Source organism: Picosynechococcus sp. PCC 7002, from assembly GCF_963860125.1.
Lineage (GTDB): Bacteria > Cyanobacteriota > Cyanobacteriia > Cyanobacteriales > MRBY01 > MRBY01.
The window spans coordinates 2,486,110-2,512,999 of sequence record NZ_CAWLFA010000001.1; the positions used below are offsets into that span (position 1 = coordinate 2,486,110).

At 49.4% G+C, this 26,890-nt stretch carries 21 protein-coding genes; 14 read left to right on the forward strand and 7 right to left on the reverse strand.

The window, feature by feature from the left end:
- The first annotated feature begins 71 nt into the window (after nt 1-71).
- Genes AACQ84_RS12090 through pheA form a run of 3 tightly spaced genes read left to right on the forward strand, consistent with a single transcriptional unit; the run spans nt 72 to nt 2,532 of the window.
- A complete protein-coding gene (locus AACQ84_RS12090; RefSeq protein ID WP_012307998.1) occupies nt 72-1,292 on the forward strand; it encodes a M20 family metallopeptidase in 1,221 nt (406 codons plus the stop codon).
- Nucleotides 1,293-1,323: 31 nt separating this feature from the next.
- On the forward strand, nt 1,324-1,611 hold the full coding sequence (locus tag AACQ84_RS12095) for a hypothetical protein (protein ID WP_012307999.1): 288 nt from the start codon (nt 1,324-1,326) through the stop codon (nt 1,609-1,611).
- Between the two features lie 42 nt (nt 1,612-1,653).
- Nucleotides 1,654-2,532 (forward strand): prephenate dehydratase, encoded by an 879-nt coding sequence (gene pheA / locus AACQ84_RS12100; RefSeq protein ID WP_012308000.1) that lies wholly within the window; start codon nt 1,654-1,656, stop codon nt 2,530-2,532.
- 50 nt (nt 2,533-2,582) lie between these two features.
- On the opposite strand, the gene cphA is transcribed toward pheA, so the two are convergent.
- Together cphA and AACQ84_RS12110 are read right to left on the reverse strand one after the other, a co-directional pair.
- A complete protein-coding gene (gene cphA, locus AACQ84_RS12105) occupies nt 2,583-5,276 on the reverse strand; it encodes a cyanophycin synthetase (protein WP_012308001.1) in 2,694 nt (897 codons plus the stop codon).
- A gap of 205 nt (nt 5,277-5,481) precedes the next feature.
- On the reverse strand, nt 5,482-6,321 hold the full coding sequence (locus AACQ84_RS12110) for a cyanophycinase (protein WP_012308002.1): 840 nt from the start codon (nt 6,319-6,321) through the stop codon (nt 5,482-5,484).
- 232 nt (nt 6,322-6,553) lie between these two features.
- Between AACQ84_RS12110 and trmD the strand changes: the two genes are divergently transcribed.
- The 5 genes from trmD (at nt 6,554) to AACQ84_RS12135 (ending at nt 11,609) form a co-directional block, all read left to right on the forward strand.
- Entirely contained in the window at nt 6,554-7,264 is a 711-nt protein-coding gene (trmD, locus tag AACQ84_RS12115; protein WP_012308003.1) for a tRNA (guanosine(37)-N1)-methyltransferase TrmD, read from the forward strand.
- Nucleotides 7,261-8,058 carry a hypothetical protein gene (locus AACQ84_RS12120; RefSeq protein ID WP_012308004.1) on the forward strand — a complete coding sequence of 266 codons (798 nt, stop codon included), beginning with the start codon at nt 7,261-7,263 and terminating at the stop codon, nt 8,056-8,058. Before trmD ends, AACQ84_RS12120 begins: the two co-directional genes overlap by 4 nt.
- Nucleotides 8,059-8,128: 70 nt before the next feature.
- Nucleotides 8,129-10,480 carry an HD family phosphohydrolase gene (locus AACQ84_RS12125; protein ID WP_012308005.1) on the forward strand — a complete coding sequence of 784 codons (2,352 nt, stop codon included), beginning with the start codon at nt 8,129-8,131 and terminating at the stop codon, nt 10,478-10,480.
- A gap of 51 nt (nt 10,481-10,531) precedes the next feature.
- The gene (locus tag AACQ84_RS12130) at nt 10,532-11,287 is read left to right on the forward strand and encodes an MBL fold metallo-hydrolase (RefSeq protein WP_012308006.1); all 756 of its coding nucleotides are present in this window, start codon (nt 10,532-10,534) and stop codon (nt 11,285-11,287) included.
- Between the two features lie 91 nt (nt 11,288-11,378).
- Nucleotides 11,379-11,609, forward strand: a complete 231-nt coding sequence (locus AACQ84_RS12135; RefSeq protein ID WP_041443620.1) for a DUF3134 domain-containing protein — start codon at nt 11,379-11,381, stop codon at nt 11,607-11,609.
- Nucleotides 11,610-11,691: 82 nt separating this feature from the next.
- On the opposite strand, the gene AACQ84_RS12140 is transcribed toward AACQ84_RS12135, so the two are convergent.
- From AACQ84_RS12140 to AACQ84_RS12155, 4 genes are read right to left on the reverse strand one after another with little or no spacing between them, the layout of a single operon-like run.
- Complete coding sequence (locus tag AACQ84_RS12140) at nt 11,692-13,380, reverse strand: DUF2079 domain-containing protein (RefSeq protein ID WP_012308008.1); 1,689 nt, start codon at nt 13,378-13,380, stop codon at nt 11,692-11,694.
- A 41-nt stretch (nt 13,381-13,421) separates the two neighbouring features.
- Nucleotides 13,422-14,417, reverse strand: coding sequence for a glutathione S-transferase family protein (locus AACQ84_RS12145; RefSeq protein ID WP_012308009.1), 996 nt, complete (start codon nt 14,415-14,417; stop codon nt 13,422-13,424).
- A 7-nt stretch (nt 14,418-14,424) separates the two neighbouring features.
- Nucleotides 14,425-15,447: a DUF2325 domain-containing protein gene (locus AACQ84_RS12150; protein ID WP_012308010.1), complete on the reverse strand. Its 1,023-nt coding sequence runs from the start codon at nt 15,445-15,447 to the stop codon at nt 14,425-14,427.
- Between the two features lie 52 nt (nt 15,448-15,499).
- Nucleotides 15,500-16,909, reverse strand: a complete 1,410-nt coding sequence (locus AACQ84_RS12155; protein ID WP_012308011.1) for a slr1306 family protein — start codon at nt 16,907-16,909, stop codon at nt 15,500-15,502.
- A gap of 194 nt (nt 16,910-17,103) precedes the next feature.
- Between AACQ84_RS12155 and ispE the strand changes: the two genes are divergently transcribed.
- The 4 genes from ispE to dnaK all read left to right on the forward strand — a co-directional run bounded on the left by ispE (nt 17,104) and on the right by dnaK (nt 22,698).
- Nucleotides 17,104-18,054: a 4-(cytidine 5'-diphospho)-2-C-methyl-D-erythritol kinase gene (gene ispE / locus AACQ84_RS12160; protein ID WP_012308012.1), complete on the forward strand. Its 951-nt coding sequence runs from the start codon at nt 17,104-17,106 to the stop codon at nt 18,052-18,054.
- A 229-nt stretch (nt 18,055-18,283) separates the two neighbouring features.
- Nucleotides 18,284-18,463, forward strand: a complete 180-nt coding sequence (locus tag AACQ84_RS16385; RefSeq protein ID WP_041443622.1) for a DUF2214 family protein — start codon at nt 18,284-18,286, stop codon at nt 18,461-18,463.
- A gap of 224 nt (nt 18,464-18,687) precedes the next feature.
- Nucleotides 18,688-20,598: a hypothetical protein gene (locus tag AACQ84_RS12165; RefSeq protein WP_012308013.1), complete on the forward strand. Its 1,911-nt coding sequence runs from the start codon at nt 18,688-18,690 to the stop codon at nt 20,596-20,598.
- 171 nt (nt 20,599-20,769) lie between these two features.
- Entirely contained in the window at nt 20,770-22,698 is a 1,929-nt protein-coding gene (gene dnaK / locus AACQ84_RS12170; protein WP_012308014.1) for a molecular chaperone DnaK, read from the forward strand.
- Between the two features lie 87 nt (nt 22,699-22,785).
- Here the strand turns inward: dnaK and AACQ84_RS12175 are convergent, their stop codons facing one another.
- Nucleotides 22,786-24,363, reverse strand: coding sequence for a hypothetical protein (locus tag AACQ84_RS12175; RefSeq protein WP_012308015.1), 1,578 nt, complete (start codon nt 24,361-24,363; stop codon nt 22,786-22,788).
- A gap of 104 nt (nt 24,364-24,467) precedes the next feature.
- Here AACQ84_RS12175 and AACQ84_RS12180 point away from each other — a divergent pair, with 104 nt between their 5' ends.
- Entirely contained in the window at nt 24,468-24,920 is a 453-nt protein-coding gene (locus tag AACQ84_RS12180) for a helix-turn-helix domain-containing protein (protein WP_159457019.1), read from the forward strand.
- A gap of 133 nt (nt 24,921-25,053) precedes the next feature.
- Nucleotides 25,054-26,862 (forward strand): translation elongation factor 4, encoded by a 1,809-nt coding sequence (gene lepA / locus AACQ84_RS12185; RefSeq protein WP_012308017.1) that lies wholly within the window; start codon nt 25,054-25,056, stop codon nt 26,860-26,862.
- Nucleotides 26,863-26,890 lie beyond the last annotated feature (28 nt).

Here is a 26,890-nt window from a genome sequence, read left to right on the forward strand (position 1 = left end):
AGCAAATTAGCTGTTTTACAATAAAAGGCTAAACCTCCATTGCAACTGCCCGTCTAAAGTTGACCGCCCCTATGCTCGCCGAAATTAAAAGCCTTGCGGAAAAATTAGCGCCCCGTTTAATTGAAATTCGTCGCCACATCCACGCCCACCCCGAACTCAGCGGCGAGGAACAACAGACAGCAGCCTATGTGTCTGGAGTTTTGTCTTCCTGTGGCATTGCGGTACAGGAGTCAGTGGGAAAAACTGGGGTGGTTGGTAATCTCCGGGGCCAAGGGACAGACCCGCGCACCCTAGGGATTCGCGTCGATATGGATGCGCTGCCAATCCAAGAATGTACAAACTTAGACTATGCTTCTACCCGCATGGGAGTAATGCACGCCTGCGGCCATGATGTGCACACAACAGTGGGTCTGGGAGCGGCGATGGTTTTGGCTCAACTCCCGGAGGCGATCGGCGGCAACATCCGCTTTTTATTCCAGCCCGCCGAAGAAATTGCCCAGGGAGCGAAATGGATGGTCGATGACGGGGCCTTGGTAGGGATCGATGGGGTGATTGGTTTGCACGTTTTCCCGACCATTCCCGCTAAAACCATCGGAATTCGCTATGGTGCCCTCACTGCCGCCGCCGATGATTTAGAAATTTTTATCTATGGCGAATCGGGCCATGGGGCGCGACCTCACCAAGCCATTGATGCGATTTGGATTGCGGCCCAGGTGATCACAGCCCTACAACAGTCGATCAGCCGCACCCAAAATCCCCTGCGACCCATTGTCCTGACCATTGGCAAAATTAACGGGGGCCGGGCGGCAAATGTTATCGCCGATGAGGTACACATGACTGGCACTGTGCGATCGCTCCATCCAGAGACCCATGCGGATTTACCCCAATGGATTGAAAATATTGTCGCCAACATCTGCAATACCTACGGCGCAAAATATAAGGTCAACTACCAGCGGGGGGTGCCTTCGGTGCAAAATGATCCTGACTTGACGAAAATTCTTGAACAGGCGAGTCGGGAAGCCCTAGGTGATCGCCACGTCGAAATTTTACCGGAGCCTTCTCTGGGGGCCGAGGATTTTTCCATGTACCTCGAAAATCTTCCGGGAACGATGTTTCGCTTGGGGGTCGGCCACCAAAACCGCTTGAACTATCCCCTGCACCATCCCCTCTTTGACATTGACGAAAGTGCAATTCTCACAGGGGTAATTACCCTCGCCTACACGGCCCATAAATATTTCCAAGAAACAGCCCCGGCTTCAACCCACCAATCTCTAGAAAACACCCCACAATAGAGGAGATTATTTTTTGAGGTAACAGCAAGCTATGGCTTTTCCCCAACGCGATCTTCGTCAGGTTCACCGTCGTCTTGTGCCCATTATGGTGGCTCCTCTCTTGATTACGGTGCTAACGGGATCCCTGTTTCAAGTGGCTTCTTTGACGGGCAACACGGCGGACTTTTTTTGGCTATTAGAACTCCACCGGGGACATTTTGGGCCGGTGAACTTAGAGGTAATCTATCCTTTTCTCAATGCCTTGGGCCTGCTTTTGCTCCTGGCCAGTGGGGCGATGATCTGGTGGACGACGCGACCACGGCAGCGGCAACGCCCTTAAAAATTGGTAGGATTGGAAACATTCGCCAATTAATCGTCGGGTATGACCATAAAAATTGCTCACCTTGGGCCAGCGGGCACCAACGCCGAAGCAGCGGCACAGACCTATCAAGGGTGGTTGCAGCGGGAACAATCTCCGGCTGTTGATCTAGTTCCCTGCCAGAGCATTGCCCAGAGTTTGTATGCCCTAGCCCACGATGAGGTGCAATTAGCGGTGATCCCGGTGGAAAATTCAATTCAAGGGTCGGTGGCGATCGCCTTAGATTTGGTCTGGGAATTGCATCCTTTATCCATCTGCCATCAAATTATTCTGCCCATCCACCATGCCCTAATTTCCTTTGCCTCAGACTTTAGCGACATCAAAGAAGTCCGCTCCCACCCCCAGGCCTTGGCCCAATGTCAGCGGTGGCTGGAAAAACATCTCCCCCATGCGGCCCTGATTGAAGCAAATTCCACAACTGCAGTCCTGGGTAGCCTCAAGGACAATCCTCACCTGGGGGCGATCGCCGCGCCCCGGGCAGCACATCTTTACCACTTACCCATCGTGGTGGATGCCATTGGTGATTTTCCGCAAAATTGCACCCGGTTTTGGGTTTTAGGGAAGGACGTCCAGACGGCTGGGGATGTGATTTCCCTTGCCTTTACCCTGCCCGCAAAAATTCCTGGGGTTCTCGTGAGTGCCCTAGAGGTCTTTGCCCGCCGCAAAATTAACCTCAGCCGCATTGAATCGCGCCCCACGAAACGCTCCCTGGGAGAATATTTATTTTTTGTCGATCTCGATGGTTGTCTCACAAATCCCGATGTTCAAGCAGCCCTGACGGAACTCCAGACCCACACAGAAATTTTGAAAATCCTCGGCAACTACCGCACGATTCCTTTAGTTTCCCTGGGGGCAACGCCCGCCTCTGATCTCCAGGTGTAGGATGCTCGTTTTTTGTTTGAAAAATAGGTGAGTTACGGACAAACGACCCCTTAGCTAGCGATGGAGGGAGAATTCACCGGAGCTTCGGAAGAGACAGTCGCCGTCCCATTCAGGCCAGGGTTAGTTTGGCTAGGTAGGCGCTGCTCAATCATGGCGATCGCCCTGGTCACACTTTCGGGGAAAATCACCACCAGAGCCTCCTGGGGCGCTTCATCGAGGGCAACATTCAAGGCCCGTTGTTCATCAAGAATGGTTTCGTATTGGCAATTGGGATTTTCTTCTTGAATCCCCTGGCGGATTAAATCTGCCACTTCCCCTGCGTGGCGGCCCCGTTTGTCATCGTCTTCTTTAACGATAATTCGGTCAAAAACCGCAGCGGCAATGCGCCCCAACAAAATTAAATCCTCATCGCGGCGATCGCCAGGGCCACCCACCACCCCGATTCGTTCGCCGGGCCAGTTTTTCACAAAGGCACCAACGGCCTCATAACCCGCCGGATTATGGGCATAGTCCACCAGCGCGTGGTGCGTTCCCAAATCAAAAAGGTTCATCCGTCCTGGGGTCTGGGCTGCCGAAGGCTTAAAGGTGCGTAACCCCTGGCGAATATGTTCAATATCAACGCCCTGGGCAAAGGCGGCCAAACAAGCAGCGAGGGCATTGGCGATCATAAACGGAGCCATGCCCCCCATTGTCACCGGCGCGTGCTTCACATGCTCCACCTGTAGCTTCCATTCTCCTTCTAACAACGTCAGATAACCATTGTCATAAACCGCCGCCAGTCCACCCCGTCGTATGTGCTCTAAAACCAAGGGATTATCTGGCTGCATTGAAAAATAAGTGACCTTACCCCGCACCTTTTCGGCCATGGCGGCAACGAGGGGATCATCCGCATTCAGAACCGCATAGCCATCGGGACTAACTGTTTCAGCAATCACGCCCTTGACCTGGGCCATTTGCTCAATGGTATTGATATCCCCTAGACCTAGGTGATCTGCTGCGACATTGAGGACGACTCCTACATCACAGCGATCAAAGGCTAAACCAGCCCGTAAAATACCGCCCCGGGCTGATTCCAGGACGGCCACTTCCACCGTTGGGTCTTGGAGAATCATCGCCGCACTTTGGGGGCCAGTATTATCACCCTTTTGGGCGAGATAGTCACCGATGTAAACCCCATCTGTGCTGGTATAGCCCACGACTTTTCCCGTTTGGCGATAGATATGGGCCGTTAAACGGGTAGTGGTAGTTTTGCCATTGGTTCCCGTCAGGGCAATGATGGGGATCCGGCTGGGGGAACCATCAGGATAGAGCATATCCAGTACTGGGGCCGCCACATTTCGGGGTAAACCACGGCTTGGCGCCACGTGCATCCGAAAACCAGGAGCCGCATTGACCTCCACAATCACCCCATCGGTATCGGGGAGAGGCTGAGTAATGTCTTCAGTAACCACATCAATCCCGGCAATATCCAAGCCAATAATTTTGGCCACCCGCTCAAAGAGCCACACATTGTAGGGGTGGATATCATCGGTACGATCAACGGCAATGCCCCCGGTACTGAGGTTCGCCGTGGCTCGCAAATAGGCAATTTCTCCGTCCTGGAGTACGGTGTCCAGGGATAAGCCTTGGCGATCGAGCACTTTTAGGGCTGTTTGGTCGATGACGATGCGGGTGAGGACATTATCATGGCCGTCGCCCCGATTTGGATCGCGGTTTGTTTCTTCGATGAGGGTTTCAATGGTTGAGTGACCATCCCCGACCACATGGGCTGGTACCCGTTCGGAGACAGCAACGAGCTTACCGTTAATAACCAATACCCGGTGGTCACTGCCTTTGTAGTAACGTTCTACGATGACGGAGCGGGTTTTTGAGGCTTCACTGGCGAGATCGTAGGCGTGTTCTGCGTCGGCCCAGGTTTTGATATCAATGGTAATGCCACGGCCATGGTTGCCATCGAGGGGTTTAATCACAATGGGATAGCCACCGACATCTTCAATGGCATCCTCAAGGTCATCTAAATAGCGAATCACGGTACCACGGGGCACGGGGACACCCGCATCGGCCAGGATATTTTTGGTGCCTTCTTTGTCACAGGCTAATTCAACGGCTAAAATGCCAGATTGGTTGCTGAGGGTGGCTTGTAATCGTCGCTGATGTAGGCCATAGCCCAGTTGAATCATGGAACGGGCACTGAGCAATGACCAGGGAATCCCACGGGATTCGGCCTCTTTGACGATGGTTTCGGTACTGGGGCCGAGGGCTGAGCTGGCACAGAGATCTTTGAGATCGGCGAGATCCTGCTCTAGTTCTTTGGGGGAATAGCGCCCAGTATCAAGGATGGATTGACAGAGGCGTACGGCGGCCCGTCCAGCATAACGTCCGGCTTGTTCATAAATATATTCAAAAACGACATTGTAGACACCATGATCGCCAGTGACCCGGGTGCGACCAAACCCAACGGGCATACCCGCTAATTCTTGGAGTTCGAGGGCGACATGTTCCACGATGTGACCCATGAGGGTGCCTTCCCGGACACGACTTAAAAAACCACCCCGGCAACCGGGGGAGCAGTGGTGTTCGACGAGACTCGGGAGGGTTTCGCTGAGGGCTTCGTAGAATCCGCTAATTTCGTTGGAGGGGATTTCCGCAATTTCTTCGAGATCGAGACGCATGACGATCAACTTTTTGCGTCGAATACTCCAATAATTGGGGCCTCTGAGGGTTAGGGTCTTGAGGATTCTCATAGGTTGGCGTGGTTGAAAGTCTGGTGGGGCTGGGCGCAAATGCCGCTGGGTGGACGATAAACGGCGTTAGACCAATGCTATCCGCAGCAGTGGCCTGTCAAGGGGAAATGGTGAACTGGAGTATGACATTTGGCGATCGCCCTAGAATTGCTAATTATTCTAGGACAATTTGTTCGTGGATTATTTGTCGGTTAGTGACCATCATTTAAAGGTTTCCGGACATTGGCCGATGGTTTTTGAGGTCGTAGCGATCGCCATGGCAGAGAATATGCAGATGCAAATTATGGAGACTCAGCGGTTCCGATGTATCGACACGGGACTGATTTGTGTGGGTCAAATCCTGGGCATCAACAATGGTGACTGTCCCCCGGCCCAGGACTTCTAAGTACCCTTCCTGCTCGAAGACCGCCGCCGTATCTTCGTCAATGCCGATCCCCAGGCGGTCTGGATGCACGGCGATCGTACTGAGGAGACGCACCATGCGATTGCGGTTGTGAAAATGCTGATCGACGATAATTTCTGGAATCATCCCCAGGCCCATGGCCAAATCCACCAGACCCCGGTTGGGAGATTCGCCGCTACTGCCCCCAGCGATCATATGGTGGCCCATCACCGCGGCCCCGGCGCTAGTGCCAGCGAGGGTGATTTCGCCGCTGTGAATCCGTTGGCGGATGCGTTCCATTAGTGGCGTATCTGCAAGTAGACCACAGAGGCGAAGCTGGTCGCCGCCCGTCATAAAAACGCCAGTACAATCTTCAACAAATTCTTGGTAATAGCGATCTTCAGCATGGATGCGATCGCGCACGTCTAAGACCTTAACCTTTGCGACGCCCATATCCTCAAAAATCCGTTGGTAGCGATCGCCAATCAGTAACGGTTCGCGGGATGCCGATGGAATAATGGCGATCGCCGCCCCAGTGCCCCCAGACCGTCGGAAAAACGAAGCGAGAATTTCCTTACCATGAACCTTATCTTCCGCTCCCCCAATGACAAGGATGGAACTCTTAAAAGAAGTTTGCTGAGCAAGAGAAGTTTCTGACGGCATTAGTTTAATCTTGAGGACAGGTGAGAGGCGAAATTCCAGATCCGTTTGCACTTGGTGAAGCCACCATGGGGGCCGAGCCATTGACCAGATTCCTGCGGTCTGAACCCTTACCAAAAGAACCAGAGAAATCCAGAAAAATCCCCACAATTATTGCATAGTCCTTGTCATTCTCAAATTAGCTGATTATTCTTTTTTAGGTCAAAAAACCATCACTTTCACTCCCCCTTTTTCTATGGCTTTACATTTCGATCTTGTGACCCTTTTTCCAGATTTTTTTACCTCGCCGCTCCAGTCCGGCCTCCTGGGAAAAGCTTTAGGGAAAGGCATTGCCACCGTTAACTTCACCAACCCCAGGGATTTCACCACCGATAAACACCGGAGCGTTGATGATGAACCCTATGGGGGCGGTGCGGGGATGTTATTAAAACCAGAACCCCTCTTCGCCGCAGTCGAGTCTTTACCCGTGCAACCTAAGCGGGAAGTGATCTTGATGACGCCCCAGGGACAACGGCTCGACCAACAACTTTTGGCGGAATTAACCACCTATGACCAGTTGGTTCTAATCTGCGGCCATTATGAAGGGGTCGATGAACGGGTGCGGGAGCATTTGGTGACCCGGGAAATTTCCTTGGGCGATTTTGTCTTGACCTGTGGCGAAATTCCGGCGTTAACGTTGCTCAACGGCGTGATTCGCTTACTGCCGGGCACGGTGGGCAAAGAAGCATCCCTGAAAGCCGATAGTTTCCAGGTGCCGCTGTTGGACTATCCGCAATATACGCGCCCGGCCAAGTTTCGGGAGTGGGAAGTACCGGCGGTCTTGCGGTCTGGTAATCACCAAAAAATTGCGGAATGGCGTTTGTCCCAGCAAATCCAACGCACCCAGGCCCGGCGGCCAGATCTGTGGGAAGCGTGGCAGGCTTCCGAGGGGGAGGTTCAAGAATGATTGTGAGTCTTTATCACCGATTATTGGGCATGATGTTGGCGATCGCCAGCCAATTTGAGGGCCATGACACCTCGCCCCTGCTCCTTTCAATGCAGGCCCTGATGAACCAATACAGCGAAACCGGCACACCGGGCAGTTGGCGGCCCCCGTTTACCGAAGAGCCCTTAGAAAATGCGTTTTTGTTGTTGCCACTGTTGGTATTTTGTCATGAAGATCCCCAGGATTTAGGCGATCGCCTGGGAAAATTTGACCTGCCCCCGGCGCAGTATCCTATGGTGTTGGATTTGGCTGGGGCCTTGAGTGCTTGTTTCCGAGAAAAACTCACCCCTGGGACATTCCGTACCCACATCGCGCAACATTCCCCGGTCGGCACACTACTACCATCCCCCTGGACTCCCCAACAGACCTGGACAAGCTTCAGTCGGACGATTCGAGCCGAAAAACAGCTTGATCAGGCAACGCGACAACTTTTGCTAATCTATGGGGCGATCGCCTATGGTAACGGTCGTTGGCCAGAGAGCTTGGCCCTAGTCCAAACAGAATCAAGTATTATCAGCCTTTGGGTCGCAATTTTCATCGGTATCCTCCGGGGCGATCGCCATTTACCTCTATGCTTACGGCTACATCATGATTTAGAAGCAATGGAAACCCAAGTCTTACAGTTTTGGAGCCGCTGGTCGGGACTTCCCCCAGAAAATCAGTTACAGTTGGAGCAAGTACCACTCATTGCGAGTCAGTCCGTTCTCCAATATCGCCCCCAGCTTCAACTTATTTCCCAACGCCACCTTGTTTAGCACCCTGCGACCGATTGAATCTTCTGCGCTCGGTGGACGTCTGAATTAATCGCATTTTTTCAATTTGCATATGAATTTTTGGTCTAATTCCAAACAGCATCGGGGCCAAGGGCAATCTCCCACCCGGCGGAAGTCGCCTAGCCAACTTTCTGCTTCGGTATTGGCAGTGGTTGCGGTCACATCCTTGACTAGCGTTATTGGCGATCGTTTCTATAACCAACCGCAATTGGCGGTGGATACCATTGCGCCCAAGACGATCACAGCCCCCAGTGATGGCGAATTTGAAGATACCAAGACCACCGAAGCCAAACGCCAGGAAATTCGCCAGGGCGCTATCCCCAGCCTGAAGCGAGATCCAGAACTGACGCCAACCATCAAGCAAGATCTCAAAACCCTCCTCGATGACATTAGCCGGATCCGTACCATTTCCGGTGAATTTCCATTTCTCGATCCCCAAATTTTATCGGTTCCGAGCCAAACAATGCTCCGCCAAGCCAGCGATGCCCAATGGGAAACGGTGTTGGCGATCGCCGATCAACTCGAAATATCTCCCCTGCCCCCCCTCGACACCTTGCTGCCCACGGATGCAAATTTGGCGACCCCGACCCGGGAACTCTACGGCTATGCAGGGGTAGCTGGCCCTACGGCAGTGCAAAGGGTAATCACGACGATCATGGTTGCCCGGGAAGGTTATCAACAGGCGATCGCCGAAGCCCAAACTACCTTTAACACCGACCTGTTTCAAACCCACCAAACGTTTTTACTCCGTCTGTCTGATGCCGAATGGGAGCAAGTTCGTACTGATATTCTCCAGGCCGGCGATCGCATTTTGACCCAGGGAATTCCTCCCGGCATTTCCCAAAGCCTCCTCCAGGAAACTGTCCAAGTACAACTCGAAAACGATAGTTCCGGGCGCGCCTTTGCCATCGACGCTTTAACCCAAATTCTCCGCCCCAACCTGATCGAAGACCGCGAAGAAACCAAACGCCGTTCCGAACAGGCTGCCCTCGCCGTAGAACCCGTCGTTGTAAGCATTGATTCGGGCGAGGTCATTGTCACCAAGGGAGAGCAAATTAGCCAAGAAGATTTTGTGCTACTCGATGGCTTTGGCCTTAGCGATCGCCAAATTAACTGGTTGGGTCTCGGCGGTTATGCGCTTCTAGTTAGCGGTGGCGTTGTCATAACCATCATTGTCGTTACCAAAACCAAGAAAAACTTGCGGCGGCGTGATTGGGTGCTGCTGCTGCTCATTAGCCTGAGTACCCCCCTCTTGGGCCTGACGAAATTTCCCTACAACAACAACTTACCAGCCGTCGGATTACTCACCGGTAGCCTCTACCATCCCCACATTGCGATCACCCAAGTGGCCCTCTTATCCGGGATTACGGGCATTAGCAACGAAAACATTAAATGGGATCACCTCATTGCGGCCACCGTCGGCGGGCTCATTGCAGCCCAACAAAGCGGTAAACTGCGATCACGGGAAGAACAAGCCAGCCTTGGCTTCACCATTGGGGCCATGCAAGCTGTCGTTAGCCTCGCCTGGAATCTCATTGCCAGTGCCAGTGCCGAGACCCTCTGGTATGTCCTCTTGCCAGAAGCATTAATTTTCGGCTTCTCTGGCACCGTCTGGATTATTATTGCCCTCGGACTCTCCCCCTATTTGGAGCGCTTTTTTGAACTGCTGACCCCCATTCGCTTAGCTGAACTTTCCAACCCGAATCGTCCTCTGCTCGCAAAGCTTGCTAAAGAAACCCCTGGAACCTTCCAACACACACTATTTGTCGCCTCCCTCGCCGAAGCTGCTGGTCGCCAATTAGGCTGTGATGTGGAATTAATCCGCGCTGGAACCCTTTACCATGACATTGGCAAGACCCACGACCCCCAAGGTTTTATTGAAAATCAGCAGGGTGGCCCCAATAAACATGACAAGCTTAGTCCCTACGAAAGTGTCGAGATTATTCGCAAGCATGTGACGGAAGGAGAAAAAATGGCCAAAAAACATAAGCTCCCCAAGGCCATCCGCGACTTCATCCCAGAACACCAAGGGACGATGCAAATTTCGTATTTTTATCATCAGGCCCGTGCCCTTGCCGAAAAAGAAGGCCACCCCCCAGACAGTGTGGATGAACAGTTATTCCGTTATGCTGGCCCGATCCCCCAATCAAGGGAAACAGGGGTTGTAATGCTGGCAGATAGTTGTGAAGCAGCCCTACGTTCCTTGAAAGAAGCGACCCCAGACCAGGCGGCAATTATGGTCAATCGTATATTTCGGGCCCGTTGGCAAGATGGTCAATTAGCTGAATCTGGCATTGCAAAAAATGAGTTGCCGTCCATTGTGGATGTTTTTGTAAAAGTATGGGAGCAGTACAACCATAAGCGTATTGCTTATCCCCAGGCCGTATTGGAGTCTCGCCGTTAACCCCAGGACAGAAATTGTTAAGATCTGTAAATAAGTACTCTAGGCTGACCCATGGAATTGACATACCTCGACAGTAATAGCTGGCTCATTGAGATGGCCGGAAAACGTATTTTGCTAGATCCTTGGCTAGTGGGTTCGTTGATGTTTGGGAATACGCCTTGGTTATTTAAAGGCGATCGCCCCCAGGATCGTCCCATTCCCGAAAATATAGATTTAATACTCCTATCCCAAGGGCTACCAGACCATGCCCACGTACCTACCCTAGAGCAGTTGGATCATGCATTACCCGTTGTCGCTTCCCCTAATGCAGCCAAGGTCGTGGAGTCTCTGGGTTATCAAACCATCCACACCCTAGAGCATCACCAGAAATACACCATTGATAATTTAGAAATTCTGGCTCTGAAAGGGTCTCCGGTGGGGCCAACCACTTTGGAAAATGGCTACCTGCTCAAGGATCTCAGCACTGGCCAAACGCTCTATTACGAACCCCACGGCTATCATTCCCCGGAGTTGAAGCAGTACGCTCCGATTGACGTTGTGGTGACGCCATTGATTAATCTCACCCTGCCCCTCCTCGGCCCCGTGATCAAAGGTCAAGCCAGTGCCCTACAGGTTTGTGAATGGCTAAAACCCCAGGTCATTTTGCCCACTGCCGCTGGTGGAGATGTCAACTTTGAAGGGCTGGTGATGAAATTCCTCAAACCCCAAGGTACGGTCGCTGACTTTAAGCAGATGCTCCACGAAAAACAACCCGACACCCTGGTTTTGGAACCGACGCCAGGGAGTCCTTGTACGGTTTTGGCTTAAAAAATAACCCCATCCAAAGTCCTGCCCGAATCCTGAATGAGCTATACTAAAAAGCTGCTCACATATCCGTAGCGATCGCCTAGTTTTGACTATGAAAAATCCTTCCCTGCGCCAAGAACCTCGATACGCGCCTGCTTCCGTGATTGCCCTCGAGCAAAAGACATCATTACTAGAATGGCTAGAAGAAAACGGTCGCATTATTTACCGCGAGAAAAAAGACGACTTGATCGATGAGATGGCAGACGATCAAGATTTATCTGAGCTGATGGATGAAGACGGCTTTGAAGATGATGATGACGATGATGATACTGATCTCGATTAAACAGAATACCCAAAAATGAATCTCTAAATTATCTCGTTGACCCCCAATACCGTAAAGATATTAGGGGGTAATTTTTTTATATTCAATTATCGTTTTTACTTAAGATCGGGATCAAAGTTTGTCGATATGCTCTCCACTGCTGTTTTGAATCAGGTGTTGAACTTTTTCCTTTTTCTAACAAAATAACGCCTTCTTTAAAATCAACAATGCCATATTCATTTTGATCAACAATTTGATCAATTACCCCAACATAATCTTTCAATCGTTGCCAATCCTCATCAAAAGCGACTTGATAACGCACTAGACGCCATAGATCTGCCACAATAAAATCAACTTTTTCGATGTTTTGTTGATCGTTTTCAATTTCGATGCCGGGTAAACGAATAATTTCTCGACGACTAGATAAATGAGGAATGATGTAGGTTGTTGCGGAGACGCTTGCATCCTGAGGAATACGGCCAATCATGCCCTGAATATCAACACTGCGAGACCATTGCTCAATCGGGGACACATAAACCCAAGGTTGCAAAGAATCCGGAATCATAAAGTAAAGTGTCCGGTTAGGATTAGCTGTGATGGTAAAAGCGATAGATAAGGTTAAACAAGTAATCCAGAATTTTTTAAAAAATGGGCTGATTTGTCGGGGATGACGGGGCTGGTTTTTCCGGAAAAAATTATTAAAGCCTTCCCCAGACCACCATAAAATTACCCCGTAACAAATACCTGGTACAACGGCAAGGGCATAGCGGATATTAATCGAGAGAACAGACATCCCTTTTCCTAACAGAAGTTTGAGCAAGGGAAATCCGGCGAGCGCCCAAGCACTCGGAGCCACTGCCGGGACAAAAGCAAATGGCAAAAATTGTCCTGCGAGATATTTAATTGTCCGATCAAAAGGAGTAACCAGTTCCCTAAGAAGTAACAATGGATTGGAGAGCATTGCCAATAAAATATCAAGGGTGGAAGCCTCTGCCGCGTCTGTATATTGCCCAAATCGTTCGAGCATAAATCGCTTAGAAATATCCTCGGAAAAGATCGGCATAATTAAATTAGTTAGCAGCAGAATATACCCAAAGCTAAACAAACAGACCGCCGCTCCGATTTTTGGAAAACGACGACTAAGGATCATATAAGCGCCCACCCCGAAGAGAACAATACCGCTATCTTCACGGATCATGACGATCAAAGGACACATAATTCCAAAGAGCCACCACCAACGTTTTTCCATGGCTAAAAGCAACGTAAAGATAAAAAGAGGCAACTGGAAATTATCGTGAAAATTACATAAAGTTGGGCCAATTACAGCATTTGCACCGTAATAGCTATAGGTAATCCAACGGGCAGGAACTGGATCTAGATAATGTCGTGCTAATAGGTACAGAACAAGACCCGCTGCCGATAGCATGGTAACTAGAAGTACGGCTAGGGTTGCAGCATGGGGAAAAAAGAAATAAATTGGCAACCACAGAAGTAGAGCAGGAGTGAAGTGTTGCCCAAGGCGATGGTAGCTGACATCTGGGACTTCCCCTGCATGAACAACATTGGTAGATAACTGTGAAGAGAGGCTACTTTGAAAAAAACGGCCATGGGCTCCATTCCACATGACCTGATTGAAGATGCCTTGGTCATAGGAGGAATAGAATGTGAAATGACGGTGCAGCACCAAAGCCATACAGATGATAAAAAAGATGCCGCTAACAATCAGGATAGGCCGCCATTCTTCCTGTTTAAAGGGGGTTTTGACGGGTCTGATGTCCTCAAGATTGACCATAGAACACTGCCTAACAATGAATCTCCAAAATCTTATCAGAGTTAGGAATCGTCGGAATTGATGGCTAAAGTGTGGCGGTCATGGGGGGATTGAAAGCGATGAATATCGATACCGAGGGGAACAATGCCGCTGGGGTTGAGGGGGAAGAGGGAAGTGTAATATTCTTGCTGGATTGTTGTGAGGGGGCAGGTAGCGGCAACACCCGGTAGTTGATAGATATCCCGTAGATAGCCCCAGAGATTTTTGTAATCACAGATGCGGCGGCGATCGCATTTAAAGAGACCATGGTAAACGAGATCAAAGCGGATGAGGGTAGTAAATAGGCGGATATCGCAGAGGGTGAGTTGGTCGCCCAAAAGATAGCGGCGATCGCCTAGGCGTTGGTCTAACTGATCCAAAGTTTGAAAAAGTGCCGTTGCCGCTTGGTCATAGGCGGCTTGGGTGCGGGCAAAGCCACATTTATAAACGCCATTATTAACAGTGTGATAGATGAGGTCATTGAGGTGATCGCCTTCTGGTCGTAATGGTTCTGGGTATAAGTCTCGCTCTGGGAATTTCGCAAACCGATTAAAGGCATCATTGAGCATCACAATAATCTCTGCACTCTCGTTATTGACGACCTGGTAAGTTTGGCAATCCCACAGCACTGGTACAGAACAGCGGCCGCTGTAACCCGCCTGGCCCAATTGATAAAGCTCTTTCATGCTGCGGCAGCCCGTGGGGTCATTTTCCAGACGCCAGCCTCCCACTGACACATCGGCGATCGCCACACTCAGATCCACAACGTCCTCTAGACCCTTGAGGATGCGGGTAATGGCTGTCCGGTGCGCCCAGGGACAAGTAAGGCCAATGTAGAGTCGATAACGGTTTGGCTCTGGCGGAAACTGCTCAGAACCGACCCAATGGCGAAATTGACTCTCAACCCGCTGAAAATTGCCCGTTGGGTCGCTGGGGGCCAATTGAGACATCAGGGTTTGCCACAGGCGATGCCAAACAAATTGTGCCGTTTGAATCAGAAACTTCGGGGGAACTGCCATAGAGCGATTACTTATTCCAGAGTTGTGCCAATTGTTGGGTTTTGAGTCCTGCTTCGATGGCTTCTAGTACCCTGGTCATGCCTGTGGTGTTGATAATTTCATATTTCCTATCTGCTTTTTTACAGGCTTCCATGGCCCGCTCCGTCATGGAATGGCTGGCGTAGCCCGTGATAATGAGAATGAGGTCAACATTGGTAACCTGGGCTTCCCCCTGGGCAGAAAGTTGTAGACCATCCTGTTCGCTATACCATTGCAATTCCACCTGGGAACTGCGCAGGCGATTCTTTACGGCGGTTTGGAGGCGATCATGTCCGCCAAAAACTAAGACTTTTCCAACTAAGTCTGCATACAGTTCCGGGCGTTTGTCCGATTTGCGGTGGCGGGATTTGGGTTGAATATTGGGATGGTGTTCTGTACGGGAACGGTTTTCGAGGGCTTTGTTATAGATAAAGTTTAGGGTTTGTTCATGGGTTCCCCGCAGTCGCGCCACGGGGCCTTCTTCGCTGTGTTCGTTTATTTGGTTAATCAGGGCGTCAACCACTTCTTCGAGAGAACCTATTTCCTTGAGGTCATCCACATAGCCTTTGATGGCGATCGCCGCATCGGTGGCACTAAAAAAGTCTTGTTGTTCAAAGATCATATCGAGCAGATCGTCCCGGAGATCCGACTGCCAGCGTTGGACTTTTTCCCGCGCTTTTTCTTCTAAAAGTCTTTCTTCCCGGAGGACAAGCTGGGCATCGACAATTTCTGTGGCTTTTTCGGGTATTTCTGCTATTTCACGGCGAATATCATCGGCTTTTTCTTGTAATTGTTGGATTATGTCGGCATGATGATATCCTTCAGCCCGGTAGGTACTGATCATCTCTTCGACTTTTTTGAGCAGAGGGTGCAGTTTTGCTTCCCGTTGGCGCACAATATCTTGGTATTGTTCGTCCCGCTGCTGCTGTAATTTTTTTTCTTCGAGGTGGGTCTTCGCCGCAGATAACAAATTTTCAACGGAGGCCTCTAGGTTTTCGAGTTCGATATCCATGGGAATTTAGGGGAGTTATGAATTTTATGATTTTTTGGGCTAGCTATAGATCTTAGCTAATCGTTTGGGGGGATAGGCGATTTAGGGTGCCTTTCACGAAATTGCCGAAAAATTGCGATCGCTGATTTTGCTCAAAAACTCGCTTAAGAATCTGGCTGAGTTTCTCGAAATTAAGAGATTCAGAGGCAGTTTGGGGGTTTTGTTCTTGGAAATACTGGATTAAACTCAGCCCCGCAATGTGGGTTAGATAGGCGGCACTGACCCCCTGGACAGCCCCCCCGGCAAGGTAGGTGATCGCGTTGATTTTGAGCATTCCGCCGACGGCTTGGGTGGAGAGTTCCACAAGGCCAAGTTGGATCATTTGTTTGCCGAGGGTGGTGGCGATCGCCTGGGCCTGACCCAGAGAAAGACGCTGTTGATAGACCGCTCCCACATCCATAATCATTTGTCCTGTTACGGCTGCCGTTGCGAGTAAATCTAAAGCAGCGACGGGATTGGCAAAGGTCGCCCCAGCCGCCAACCACTGATATTTTTCGAGGATCGGTAAAGCCCGTTCCCGTCGGAATTGATTGAGGGTTTGCTTGGCATTGTGCTGGGTGAGCCGTGCGGTGCGCCAGATGGTTGACCACAGCAGTTGTTGTTGGGTTTCGGGCTGACTGAGGAGGGTTTGGAGTTGATGTTGTAGGGGGGCAACGACTGGATCCGGGCGTTCAAAATGTTCGGTGGCGGTGCCATCGGCTTGGATTTTTTTAACTTTGATGGCCTGGGGCGCGGCGGTGATGGGGAGAATATTTTGGGGAGCGATCGCCGGCTGACAATGGTTCCGCAGTTGGTTCAGGATCAATTCCCGTTGCTCCGGCTGATATTGATCTTGCTTGTTGAAGGCGATGAGGATTGTCTGGCGAGCTTGGTGCCAATGGTTGAGGGTTTGCCATTGGGAGGCCATCAAATCCCCATTCACCAGGAAAATCACCAGGTCGGCGGCAAAGACTTGGTTTTGGGCCGCTTGGTCATAGCTGGCGAGGTCGGTAAATAAGGGCGGTGTTTCCTGGAGGGTATAAGTTGGTGCGGTGGCTTGGAGCTGCCTGAGGAGGGTTGTTTTTCCAGTGCCCCGGCCACCGGCGATCGCCACGGTGAAGTGGTCCCGTTGAAATTCTTGATTAAGGTTATCCAGGGTTTGCCTAAGGGTTGTGAAATCTTGATCGGGCACTTCTTGCTGGAGTGCCATCACCCACTGTTGGGCGTTTGCAATGGCTTGGTCAACGTCTTTTCGTTTAAGGGGATTTTGGGGATTGTCCTGGGGGTATTGGGGTTGTTTTTTCTGCCAAAGCAGGAGGCCACCCCAGGCGATCACCCCCCAAAATAGCCATTCGCCAAGGTCGAAAATATTGCCCTGCCAGCGACCCAAAACTGCGAAAAATAAGGCTAAACCTAAACCGCCAACAAGAATGGGTTTTTGCATTGTTCTTACCCCGCCATATACAACAATTCGTCTATCTATGCTACTGCGAAAGGTGCTGGCCCTTAAGGGTAGGGGGCGATCGCCAGGGATCTTTCAAGAAATATTAAGAGTCAAGCTTGGCTCATATTGGGAAGGATTTCCAAAAAACAAGGGAAACTAGATAATGGTCTCGATTTACTGCTTGGTACTGTGTGATGTCCGCCTATCTTCTGACTGCCCCCGCAAAAATTAATCTCTACCTCGAAATTTTGGGCGATCGCCCCGACGGGTTCCACGAGTTGGTGATGGTGATGCAGACCATTGGCTTATATGACCGGATTGAGGTGCGACAAAACCGTAGCGGCGACATCAATCTCTATTGCCAGCATCCCGAAGTCCCCCTCACCGCTAGCAATATTGCCTACCGAGCCGCCCAGTTAATGATGACGCGCTTTGCAGATATCTACGCCAGGGTGGGTGGTGGAGTTGACATTACCATCGAAAAAAATATCCCCGTGGCGGCGGGACTGGCTGGGGGGTCAACGGATGGCGCAGCGGTATTGGTGGGGTTGAATTTGCTCTGGGATTTAGGGTTAACCCAACCGGAATTACAAACCTTAGCAGCAGAACTGGGTTCGGATGTGCCCTTTTGCATTGGTGGGGGGACGGTGATCGCCACCGGACGGGGAGAAATTTTAGACCCATTGCCCGATCTCGATGGCATCCCGATTGTCCTCGCAAAGTACAGCAACATTGCTGTTTCTACCCCCTGGGCCTACCAAACCTACCGCGCCCAATTTGGGGAGCATTATCTCCAAGATGCGGCGAGTTGGCGTACCCGCATGACACAAATCCATGCTGGCGGCCTGATCAAAGCCATTCAGCAAAAAAATATCCAGGCGATCGCCCATGAACTCCATAACGATCTCGAAAAAGTCGTTTTACCCGAATTTCCCCAGGTGCAACAACTGCGTGACTGCTTTACCAAACACGGGGCGATCGGCACGATGATGTCGGGCTCCGGCCCCAGTGTGTTTGCCCTCTGCGAGACCCTCGCCCAAGCCCAAGCCCTCAAAGTCCAAGTTGCCCAAGAATTAAACGACCCAGCCCTCGATCTTTGGGTGACGCACATTGCCAGCCCCGGCATCCAAGCGGACTTCCGTTAACTTTCCATGACTTAAAATAGTCACTTTTGAGTAAGTCCCTAAAATAACTAAGAGGCAATAAAGCAAAAAGCAATCTACCTGAAAGCAGTTAGATTGCCCCCATATATACTCCCTATCAACTCTCTTCAATGTTATTTAGAGCATCATGATTATTAAGTACTGTTGTCGCTTATCTCCACTATCTTAGTTTAATGCTTAGTTTTGCCGCCCTATTTGTGAAATCTCTCTTTTGCAAAAAAGAAATATCCTAATTGTTGGTATCGCAGATGATGTATATGGCATTGCAGCAAGCACTATTATTATGAAAATTCTCCGGGCGCTTTATTTTGCCAAAGAATCAGAATGCTACCTTCTTCACACACTTTTCGTCCAGAAAAGCGCTATCTTTATTGTGGTAGGACTACTCTAAAATCACTTTCATTTTCTGGTTAATCAAAGACTTAATTAAAGAGTATTCCCCGCAATTATTCTCACCTAATATACTCTCATTACCTGGTCAATTTGCACTGAATTTTCGGATTTTAGCTCATTCTCCTGATAGCTAAACTTACGACACGAGTAACGATATAATTAATATCAACTACTCGTAAATATCCTTCCTCCAGTTTGGATTTTCCTCTTTGAGCTTGTAATATGGATAAGTTAACGTTTCTTTGTTTACTATTTTTAAGTAGCTTGGGGGCAACATATTTTCTTTGGTTTATTTGTCACCTCAATGGCCAACTATTATTTTATGGCCTCCATCTATGCAACAAGAAATGGCAGCCTAATACAAGTACAATTACCTCTCCCGGGCTGGATTGCTTTTATTTTAGGCCACTAGGCTTGACAGCGGTATACTTAGTTGGGGCAATGCCAATTGCTGTCTTAAGTTTATCAACAGCCTATCTTAATCATTGCTTTAATGCTTTCTATGGAACAGTAATCCTTGAATTAGTCTTTGGACTGGTATTTTTATTATTGCCAAATACTCAACGAAAGGCTTTTGATCTATTTGGATTTCGCTTAATCCAACGCTATCGTCATTTGGTTATTTATACGAGTATTTGGTGCCTTGTTTTTTCAATATGGGTCATGGTTACTCGTCATTCTAATTTAGATACCTTGGTATTAAATACAAACCCTGATTTTTGGGCCTATGTTCGTCGTTATGGCGCAATGACTACAACTAATCTAAATTTTTATGGGATGACGGATAGTTTTGAATTTCCTGACAATTCTGCTTGTGCCTATTTTCTTGGTAGTCCCAAAAAGTTTAGTTCATTTTTAGGGGCAATAGTTTCGTATCTATTTTCTGATCTATCCCTTGGAATTACAGTATTTCAAGGCATGCTAGGAGCAACTCTATTCATGGCCCTTTTTAAAGACTGGTGTGCCACTCCCCTTGACCAGCATCAGTCCTTGAATTTAAGTGATCTTGCTTTAGTGATTTGGGCAGTTTTTTCTCCCCAATTATATTGGCTTTTAGTAAGTGCTTACTTTTCAAATACCTTGTTTATTATTGTCATTTCCTTGGTTTTTCGTCAAGCCCGAAATGCCTCTTTACATGAGAATTTATTTAATGCCCAAAATTTCCTCTGCTTGTTTTGCATTCAAGTAGTTGTTTTTTCTTTTTATCCAGCATTTTTACCAATTACTATTGCTGTATATTTTTGCACAACTTTAATTTATTTAAAATACAGCGAAAGAAGTCTAAATCAATTGTTTTTTGATTACAGCAAATATGCTATTTTGATTTTGATTTGTGGCTTAATCTTTTATACACTGTTCAATTCTCAATTTATTCTTGATGAAATTCAAAAGAGCATTAATCCACTGAAATCCCATGGAACGAATTTTGTACCCCTTAATCCCTGGAGTCTTTTTCAAGAAAAGCCGAAACCTATGGGAGCAAACAAGGATTTTGGCGTTTGGTTCAATGTGGTTTTAGGTTTATTATTTAGTGTCTATTGCCTTTGGCAACTCTATCGAGCCTACAGCCGCAACAAAGATTTTGTAATTAAACGTGATCTTTTGGCTGGTTGTACTGGTATGGGTTTATATAGTTTCTATTTACTGGCTTATATTCCATTAGAATCCACCTATCGTCTTGGGAAAATCGCCATCAGTCTCATTTATCCCCTCGGAATTTTTGCTTTGTTACCAGTTGTGGTTTGGTTAAAGGATTATTTCCGCCAACAGGCAAATTGGCAACGCCAGGCTGTTTTGGGTTTGGCGATCGCCCATGTTGTTTTCCACATTTACAAAATTACTGATGCGACGACGTTCCCCTCTGGTCAGGTCACCATGCCTAGCCCAGCCCAACAAAAAGAACTGTCGCAGTTAAACTCAATTACGATTATCGGTTGCGAACAGGTACACCAAAGTCAATTTTATGAACGCCTCGTGGGATTGCAAGTAGCTAAGCAAAACCCTCATCTTCAGGTAAATGTAGTCAATGAACCCGCCAACCTGACCCCAGATATCATGGGCGATCGCTTAGTATTCGGCCAAATTATTCCTGGGCCAACCCCACGCTACAATGCTTGCAAGTTCGATTTTTAAGTTCCAAACCGTCCCCACAGGTTCGGGAACCTACACTATCAAGATCCTTAAATCGCACAGCACTATAGGAATAGTCATATGAACGAACCTAGAATATCTAGTCGTCATACTTGCACCAATATTTGAAAGTCTTATTCAAGTTAAATCGCTGATCTTTGGAGTCACACTGCTATGGGAAAAGTCGTCGGTATTGACCTCGGAACCACCAACTCTTGCGTATCCGTTATGGAAGGCGGTAAGCCGACTGTAATCGCCAACGCAGAAGGATTTAGAACTACCCCCTCCGTCGTTGCCTACGCCAAAAACGGAGACCTGCTCGTAGGGCAAATCGCCAAGCGTCAAGCCGTGATGAACCCTGGCAACACCTTTTACTCCGTGAAGCGTTTCATCGGTCGCAAACACAGTGAAGTCAGCAACGAATCCACCGAAGTTGCTTACAAAGTAGAACGCGACAGCACCGGTAACGTAAAAATTGATTGCCCCGCCAAAGAGAAAAAATTCGCCCCCGAAGAAATCTCTGCCCAGGTACTCCGCAAGTTGATCGAAGACGCCAGTAAGTACCTCGGCGAACCCGTTACCCAGGCTGTTATCACTGTTCCTGCATACTTCAATGACTCCCAACGTCAAGCCACTAAGGACGCCGGGAAAATCGCCGGGGTAGAAGTGCTGCGGATTATCAACGAACCCACCGCGGCCTCCCTCGCCTATGGTCTAGATAAGAAGAGTAATGAAACGATCCTCGTCTTTGACCTTGGTGGTGGAACCTTCGACGTTTCCATCCTGGAAGTCGGTGACGGTGTCTTTGAAGTTCTCGCGACTTCCGGTGATACACACCTGGGTGGGGATGACTTCGACAAAAAGATCGTTGATTTCTTAGCCGAAGAATTCCAACGCACCGAAGGCATTGATCTCCGCAAAGACAAGCAAGCGCTTCAACGTCTGACCGAAGCTGCTGAAAAAGCAAAAATCGAATTGTCTAACGTTACCCAAGCGGACATCAACCTCCCCTTCATCACCGCAACCCAAGATGGCCCGAAGCACCTCGACATGAGCCTAACTCGGGCGAAATTTGAAGAGCTTTGCGCTGACTTAATCGACCGCTGCCGCATCCCCGTTGAAAACGCGATCCGTGATGCCAAACTCGACAAGTCTGCCATCGATGAAATCGTTCTCGTTGGGGGCTCTACCCGGATTCCTGCCGTGCAAGATGTCGTTGAGCGCGTGCTGGGTAAAAAGCCCAACCAGACTGTGAACCCCGACGAAGTTGTAGCGATCGGTGCGGCGATCCAAGGTGGCGTCCTTGCGGGTGAGGTTAAGGATATTCTCCTCCTCGACGTTACGCCCCTATCTTTGGGTGTAGAAACCCTCGGTGGCGTGATGACCAAGATTATCCCCAGAAACACCACCATCCCGACCAAAAAATCAGAGGTCTTCTCCACCGCTGTTGATGGTCAAACCAACGTTGAAATTCATGTTCTGCAGGGTGAACGGGAAATGTCTAAGGACAACAAGAGCCTTGGAACCTTCCGTCTCGATGGCATTCCGCCAGCTCCCCGTGGTGTACCCCAGATCGAAGTAACCTTTGACATTGATGCCAACGGTATCCTGAACGTCATGGCGAAAGACAAGGGCACTGGTAAAGAACAATCCATCAGTATTACTGGTGCATCGACATTACCGGATGACGAAGTAGAACGGATGGTTAGCGAGGCAGAGGCCAATGCCGCAGCAGATAAGGAACGCCGCGAAAAAATTGACCGCAAGAATCAGGCAGATTCCCTCGTTTACCAAGCTGAAAAGCAACTCGAAGAGCTCGGTGATAAAGTGCCCGCCGACGACAAGAGCAAAGCTGACCAAATGATTAAAGATCTCAAGGAAGCGGTTGCCCAGGAAAATGATGAGAAAATCTCGACATTAATGCCGGAACTGCAACAGTTGCTCTACACCATTGGCAGCAACATCTACCAACAAGCTGGTGGTGATCCTTCCGCAGCAGGGTTTGACCCGAATGCGGCAGCGGGTGGCGCTGCGCCCGGTGGTAGTGGCGGCAACGATGGTGGGGACGATGTCATTGATGCAGAGTTCTCTGAAACCAAGTAAGCGATCGCCATTGTGATTTCAATCGTATTGGCAATGTAAACAAACAGCGGGGGTAAGTGATTTACCCTCGTTTTTTTATGGGTGAATTTAACGGGTCATCTGCCGCAGGGCACGGGTTTGTTCCAGAATGTCTTCGACATCTTCTTCAGAGAGTCTCTCAACGTAATTAATTTTGACTTCTTCGAGGAGGTCATTGATCAGTGATTCCATTTGGGCGAGGCTTTCTTGGCCTTGGATCTCGGAGGTGATGCTGCTGGTGAGTTGGGTTAAGAGTTCTTCGAGCAGTTGTTCAAAGACGGGGTCTTCTTCGAGGACTGCTTTGAGGGTGTCTGCGGTGACTTGATAAAGTTGATGGGAGAGTTGCTTGGCCAGGGTGCCTTTAAGATCGCCAATGCCGGGCAGCATCTGTAAGCCTTGGTAGGCAGGGGACATGGAAATGACTCGATCCAGGGTATGGCGAATGACGGCTTCGGCCTCGGGCTGAATTTTGGGTAAGACTTGGTGGACTAAGAGGTTGGCCATGAGCTTTGCGAGCTCGACGGGTTCATTAATGTCATTTAAATCGACATATTCTCGGCTGGTGGTTTGGGCCAAAAGAGTGGCAAATTCACCCCGGTGGATGGAGCCTTGGATTTGATTGATAATCCGAATGACAACGACTTCGGTAATATCTTCGGCAATGCCAGCAACAAAACCTTGACTGGCTTGCTTTTGGATTGCGCTGAGATCAATAAGGTCGGCTTGATTGAGACGAACGATCACAGGAATCACCCGTAACCAACGGAAAAGGGGAATCAGCAGAAAAATATCGTACCAACGCCAGAGCATGGCATCAAACCAACTTACGCCTGTGCGACGCCGACTGATGTACCAACTCCGGGCGAGAAACTCGAGGAGGAAAGCGAGAAAGAAGGGAAAATCGAGAATGCCAAAGTTATCAATGTATTTGCCGTTTTCGCCAATGGGACGGAAATAGTTGGTTTCTAGGAGGGGTTCGATTTCGCGTTCGTAAAAGTTGAATTCTTCACGCCAGCCATTTTCTGAGAGATATTCGCTACTCCAAAAGAGTTGAAAGGCGTCTTTGGAGGAGGCAGAGGCATCGCCAAATACATGGCGGCGCATGCGATTTTTGATTTTTTCGAGGGTACCTGTTTTGTTGGCAATTTCAAAGGGATTGGTATCCACCATCTCAACGCTCAGTTCCCGGAGTTCAGCAAGGATGGCTTCTTGTTCTTGGTTGTAGCGGCGGAGTTGGGTGGTGATGTCTTGGCGATCGCCAGAACCGACAATGCCATTATTTGAACCTGTAGACCGGAGGGTCAGATCGTTAATCTGCTGAATTTTTGCTTGGAGATCTTCGACCCGTTGGAGATAGTAGGCGGTATCGCGATTTTCTTCGATGCCCTTTACCCAGTCATAGGCGTGGGTTACATTAACCGGGAGAATACGCACCGGCTCGGCGGGAAATTTCCATTCATATTTAGCGATGCGTGCGTAAAATTGAACTCGGCCCTGTAACCAGAAATTACGCAGGGGGATGTAACTCAGGTCAAAGAGGACTAACACCAAATTAGCAGAGGCCAAGAGAGCCATACCCCGCTCAAAAAGCAGACTGGTACGATTACGTTTGGTACGGCTAGGTTGTCTGCGTGGTGCAATAGTCATGGTAAATTAAGGGCGATTTTTTGTGAATTTTGAGCAGGATTGAATCAAATTTTCAGTTTATTTTATCGGGTTCTATGGGCAGGCGGACTAAATACAAGGTGTGTTTGAGCACTGAACAACGGGAAAGACTCTGGGCGATCGCCCGTAATGGTTACCAACCAGCCAAGAAAATGCTCCATGCCCGTATTCTACTCATGGCCGACCGCGCCCACCCCGACGGCAACTGGCAAGATCAACAAATCGCCCAAGCCCTGAGCGTTCATCCCAACACCGTCGCCCGTGTCCGTAAACTTTTTGTCAGCGACGGCGAAACCCAAGCCCTCGGCCGTAAACCCAGGGCGCACCCGCCGATCAAACCCAAACTCAGCGACGCTAAGATCGCCAAACTCCTTGCCCTCTACCACGGTGGGCCACCTCCCGACCATGACTATTGGTCTCTCAGTCTCCTGGTACGAGAACTCAAAGCCCAAAAAATTGTCAAACACATTTGTCGCGAAACCGTGCGTAAAATTCTCAAAGAACAGGGGATTCGCCTCAGTCGCCGCAAACGAGCCTAAATCCCTCGTTAACTTTCCAGAAAATTCTCTCCAAATTCGTGGCAATCCTGATTCCTTCCCTCGTCTTTCCGCGATGAAGGCTCCCTTCATTAGTTAAAATAAGTAAAGTTTTTCAAAAATTAGTGGATCTTCCATGACTGACGTTCCTGTCTCTCGTATTCGTAATTTTTCGATCATTGCCCACATCGACCACGGGAAATCAACCCTGGCAGACCGAATGCTCCAGGACACCCAAACAGTGGCGCAACGGGATATGAAAGAACAGTTCCTCGACAATATGGAACTGGAGCGGGAACGGGGAATCACCATCAAGCTCCAGGCCGCACGGATGCGTTATGTGGCGAAGGATGGCGAAGAATATATCCTCAACCTCATCGATACCCCAGGCCACGTTGACTTTTCCTACGAAGTATCGCGCTCCTTGGCCGCCTGTGAAGGGGCGTTACTGGTCGTAGATGCCTCCCAAGGGGTTGAAGCCCAGACCCTTGCCAACGTTTACCTCGCCCTGGACAACAACCTAGAAATTATTCCTGTTTTAAACAAAATCGACCTGCCCGGTGCTGAACCCGATCGAGTTACCGAAGAAATTGAAGAGGTCGTTGGCTTAGATTGCACTGACATTATTCGAGCTTCCGCTAAACAGGGCCTCGGCATCAACGATATTTTAGAGTCCATTGTCCAACAGGTACCGCCCCCGGCCGATACCATCGATCAGCCGTTGCGGGCGCTTATTTTTGACAGTTACTACGACCCCTACCGTGGCGTAATTGTTTATTTCCGGGTGATGGATGGCGAAGTTAAAAAAGGCGACAAAGTGCGCCTGATGGCCTCCAAAAAAGAATATGAAATCGACGAACTGGGCGTCCTCGCACCAAACCAAGTGCAAGTAGACGCTCTCCACGCCGGAGAAGTAGGCTACTTTGCGGCGGCGATCAAATCCGTTGAAGATGCACGGGTCGGCGATACGATCACCTCCGCTGTCCACCCAGCACCAGCACCGCTACCGGGTTACACCGAAGCGAAACCGATGGTTTTCTGCGGTCTTTTCCCCACCGATGCCGACCAATATTCAGATCTGCGGGACGCTCTCGATAAATTGAAACTGAACGATGCGGCCCTTTCCTTTGAGCCAGAAACTTCCAGCGCCATGGGGTTTGGTTTTCGGTGTGGCTTCCTGGGCCTCCTCCACTTAGAAATTGTCCAGGAACGTTTGGAGCGGGAATATAACCTTGATTTGATTACAACGGCCCCTTCGGTGGTGTATCGAGTTACCACAACGGATGGGGAAGTGATGGAAATTGATAATCCCAGTCAATTACCAGATCCCCAAAAACGAGAAAAAATCGAAGAGCCCTACATTCAAGTGGATGTCATTACCCCGGAAGAGTTTGTGGGCACCATTATGGATCTGTGCCAAACGCGACGGGGCATTTTCAAGGACATGAAATATTTCACCGAAAGTCGCACGAATATTATCTATGAATTGCCCTTGGCGGAGGTGGTGACGGACTTTTTTGATCAGTTAAAGTCTCGCACCAGGGGTTATGCCAGCATGGAGTATCAACTTATTGGCTACCGAGTCGGGCAGTTGGTGCGCTTGGATATTTTAGTAAATAAAGATTCGGTGGATTCCCTCGCGATGATTGTCCATCGGGACAAGGCCTACAATGTGGGACGGGCAATGGCCGAGAAGCTCAAAGAATTAATCCCCCGTCACCAGTTTAAGATTCCGATTCAGGCGGCGATCGGTTCTAAAATCATTGCCAGTGAGCATATTCCAGCCCTACGCAAGGACGTTTTGGCGAAGTGCTACGGTGGTGATATTTCCCGGAAGAAAAAGCTGCTCCAGAAACAGGCGAAAGGTAAGAAGCGCATGAAGTCGATTGGTACGGTCGATGTGCCCCAAGAGGCGTTTATGGCAGTTCTCAAGCTAGATCAGTAATTTTTTCTAAATCCCCACACTCACCCAC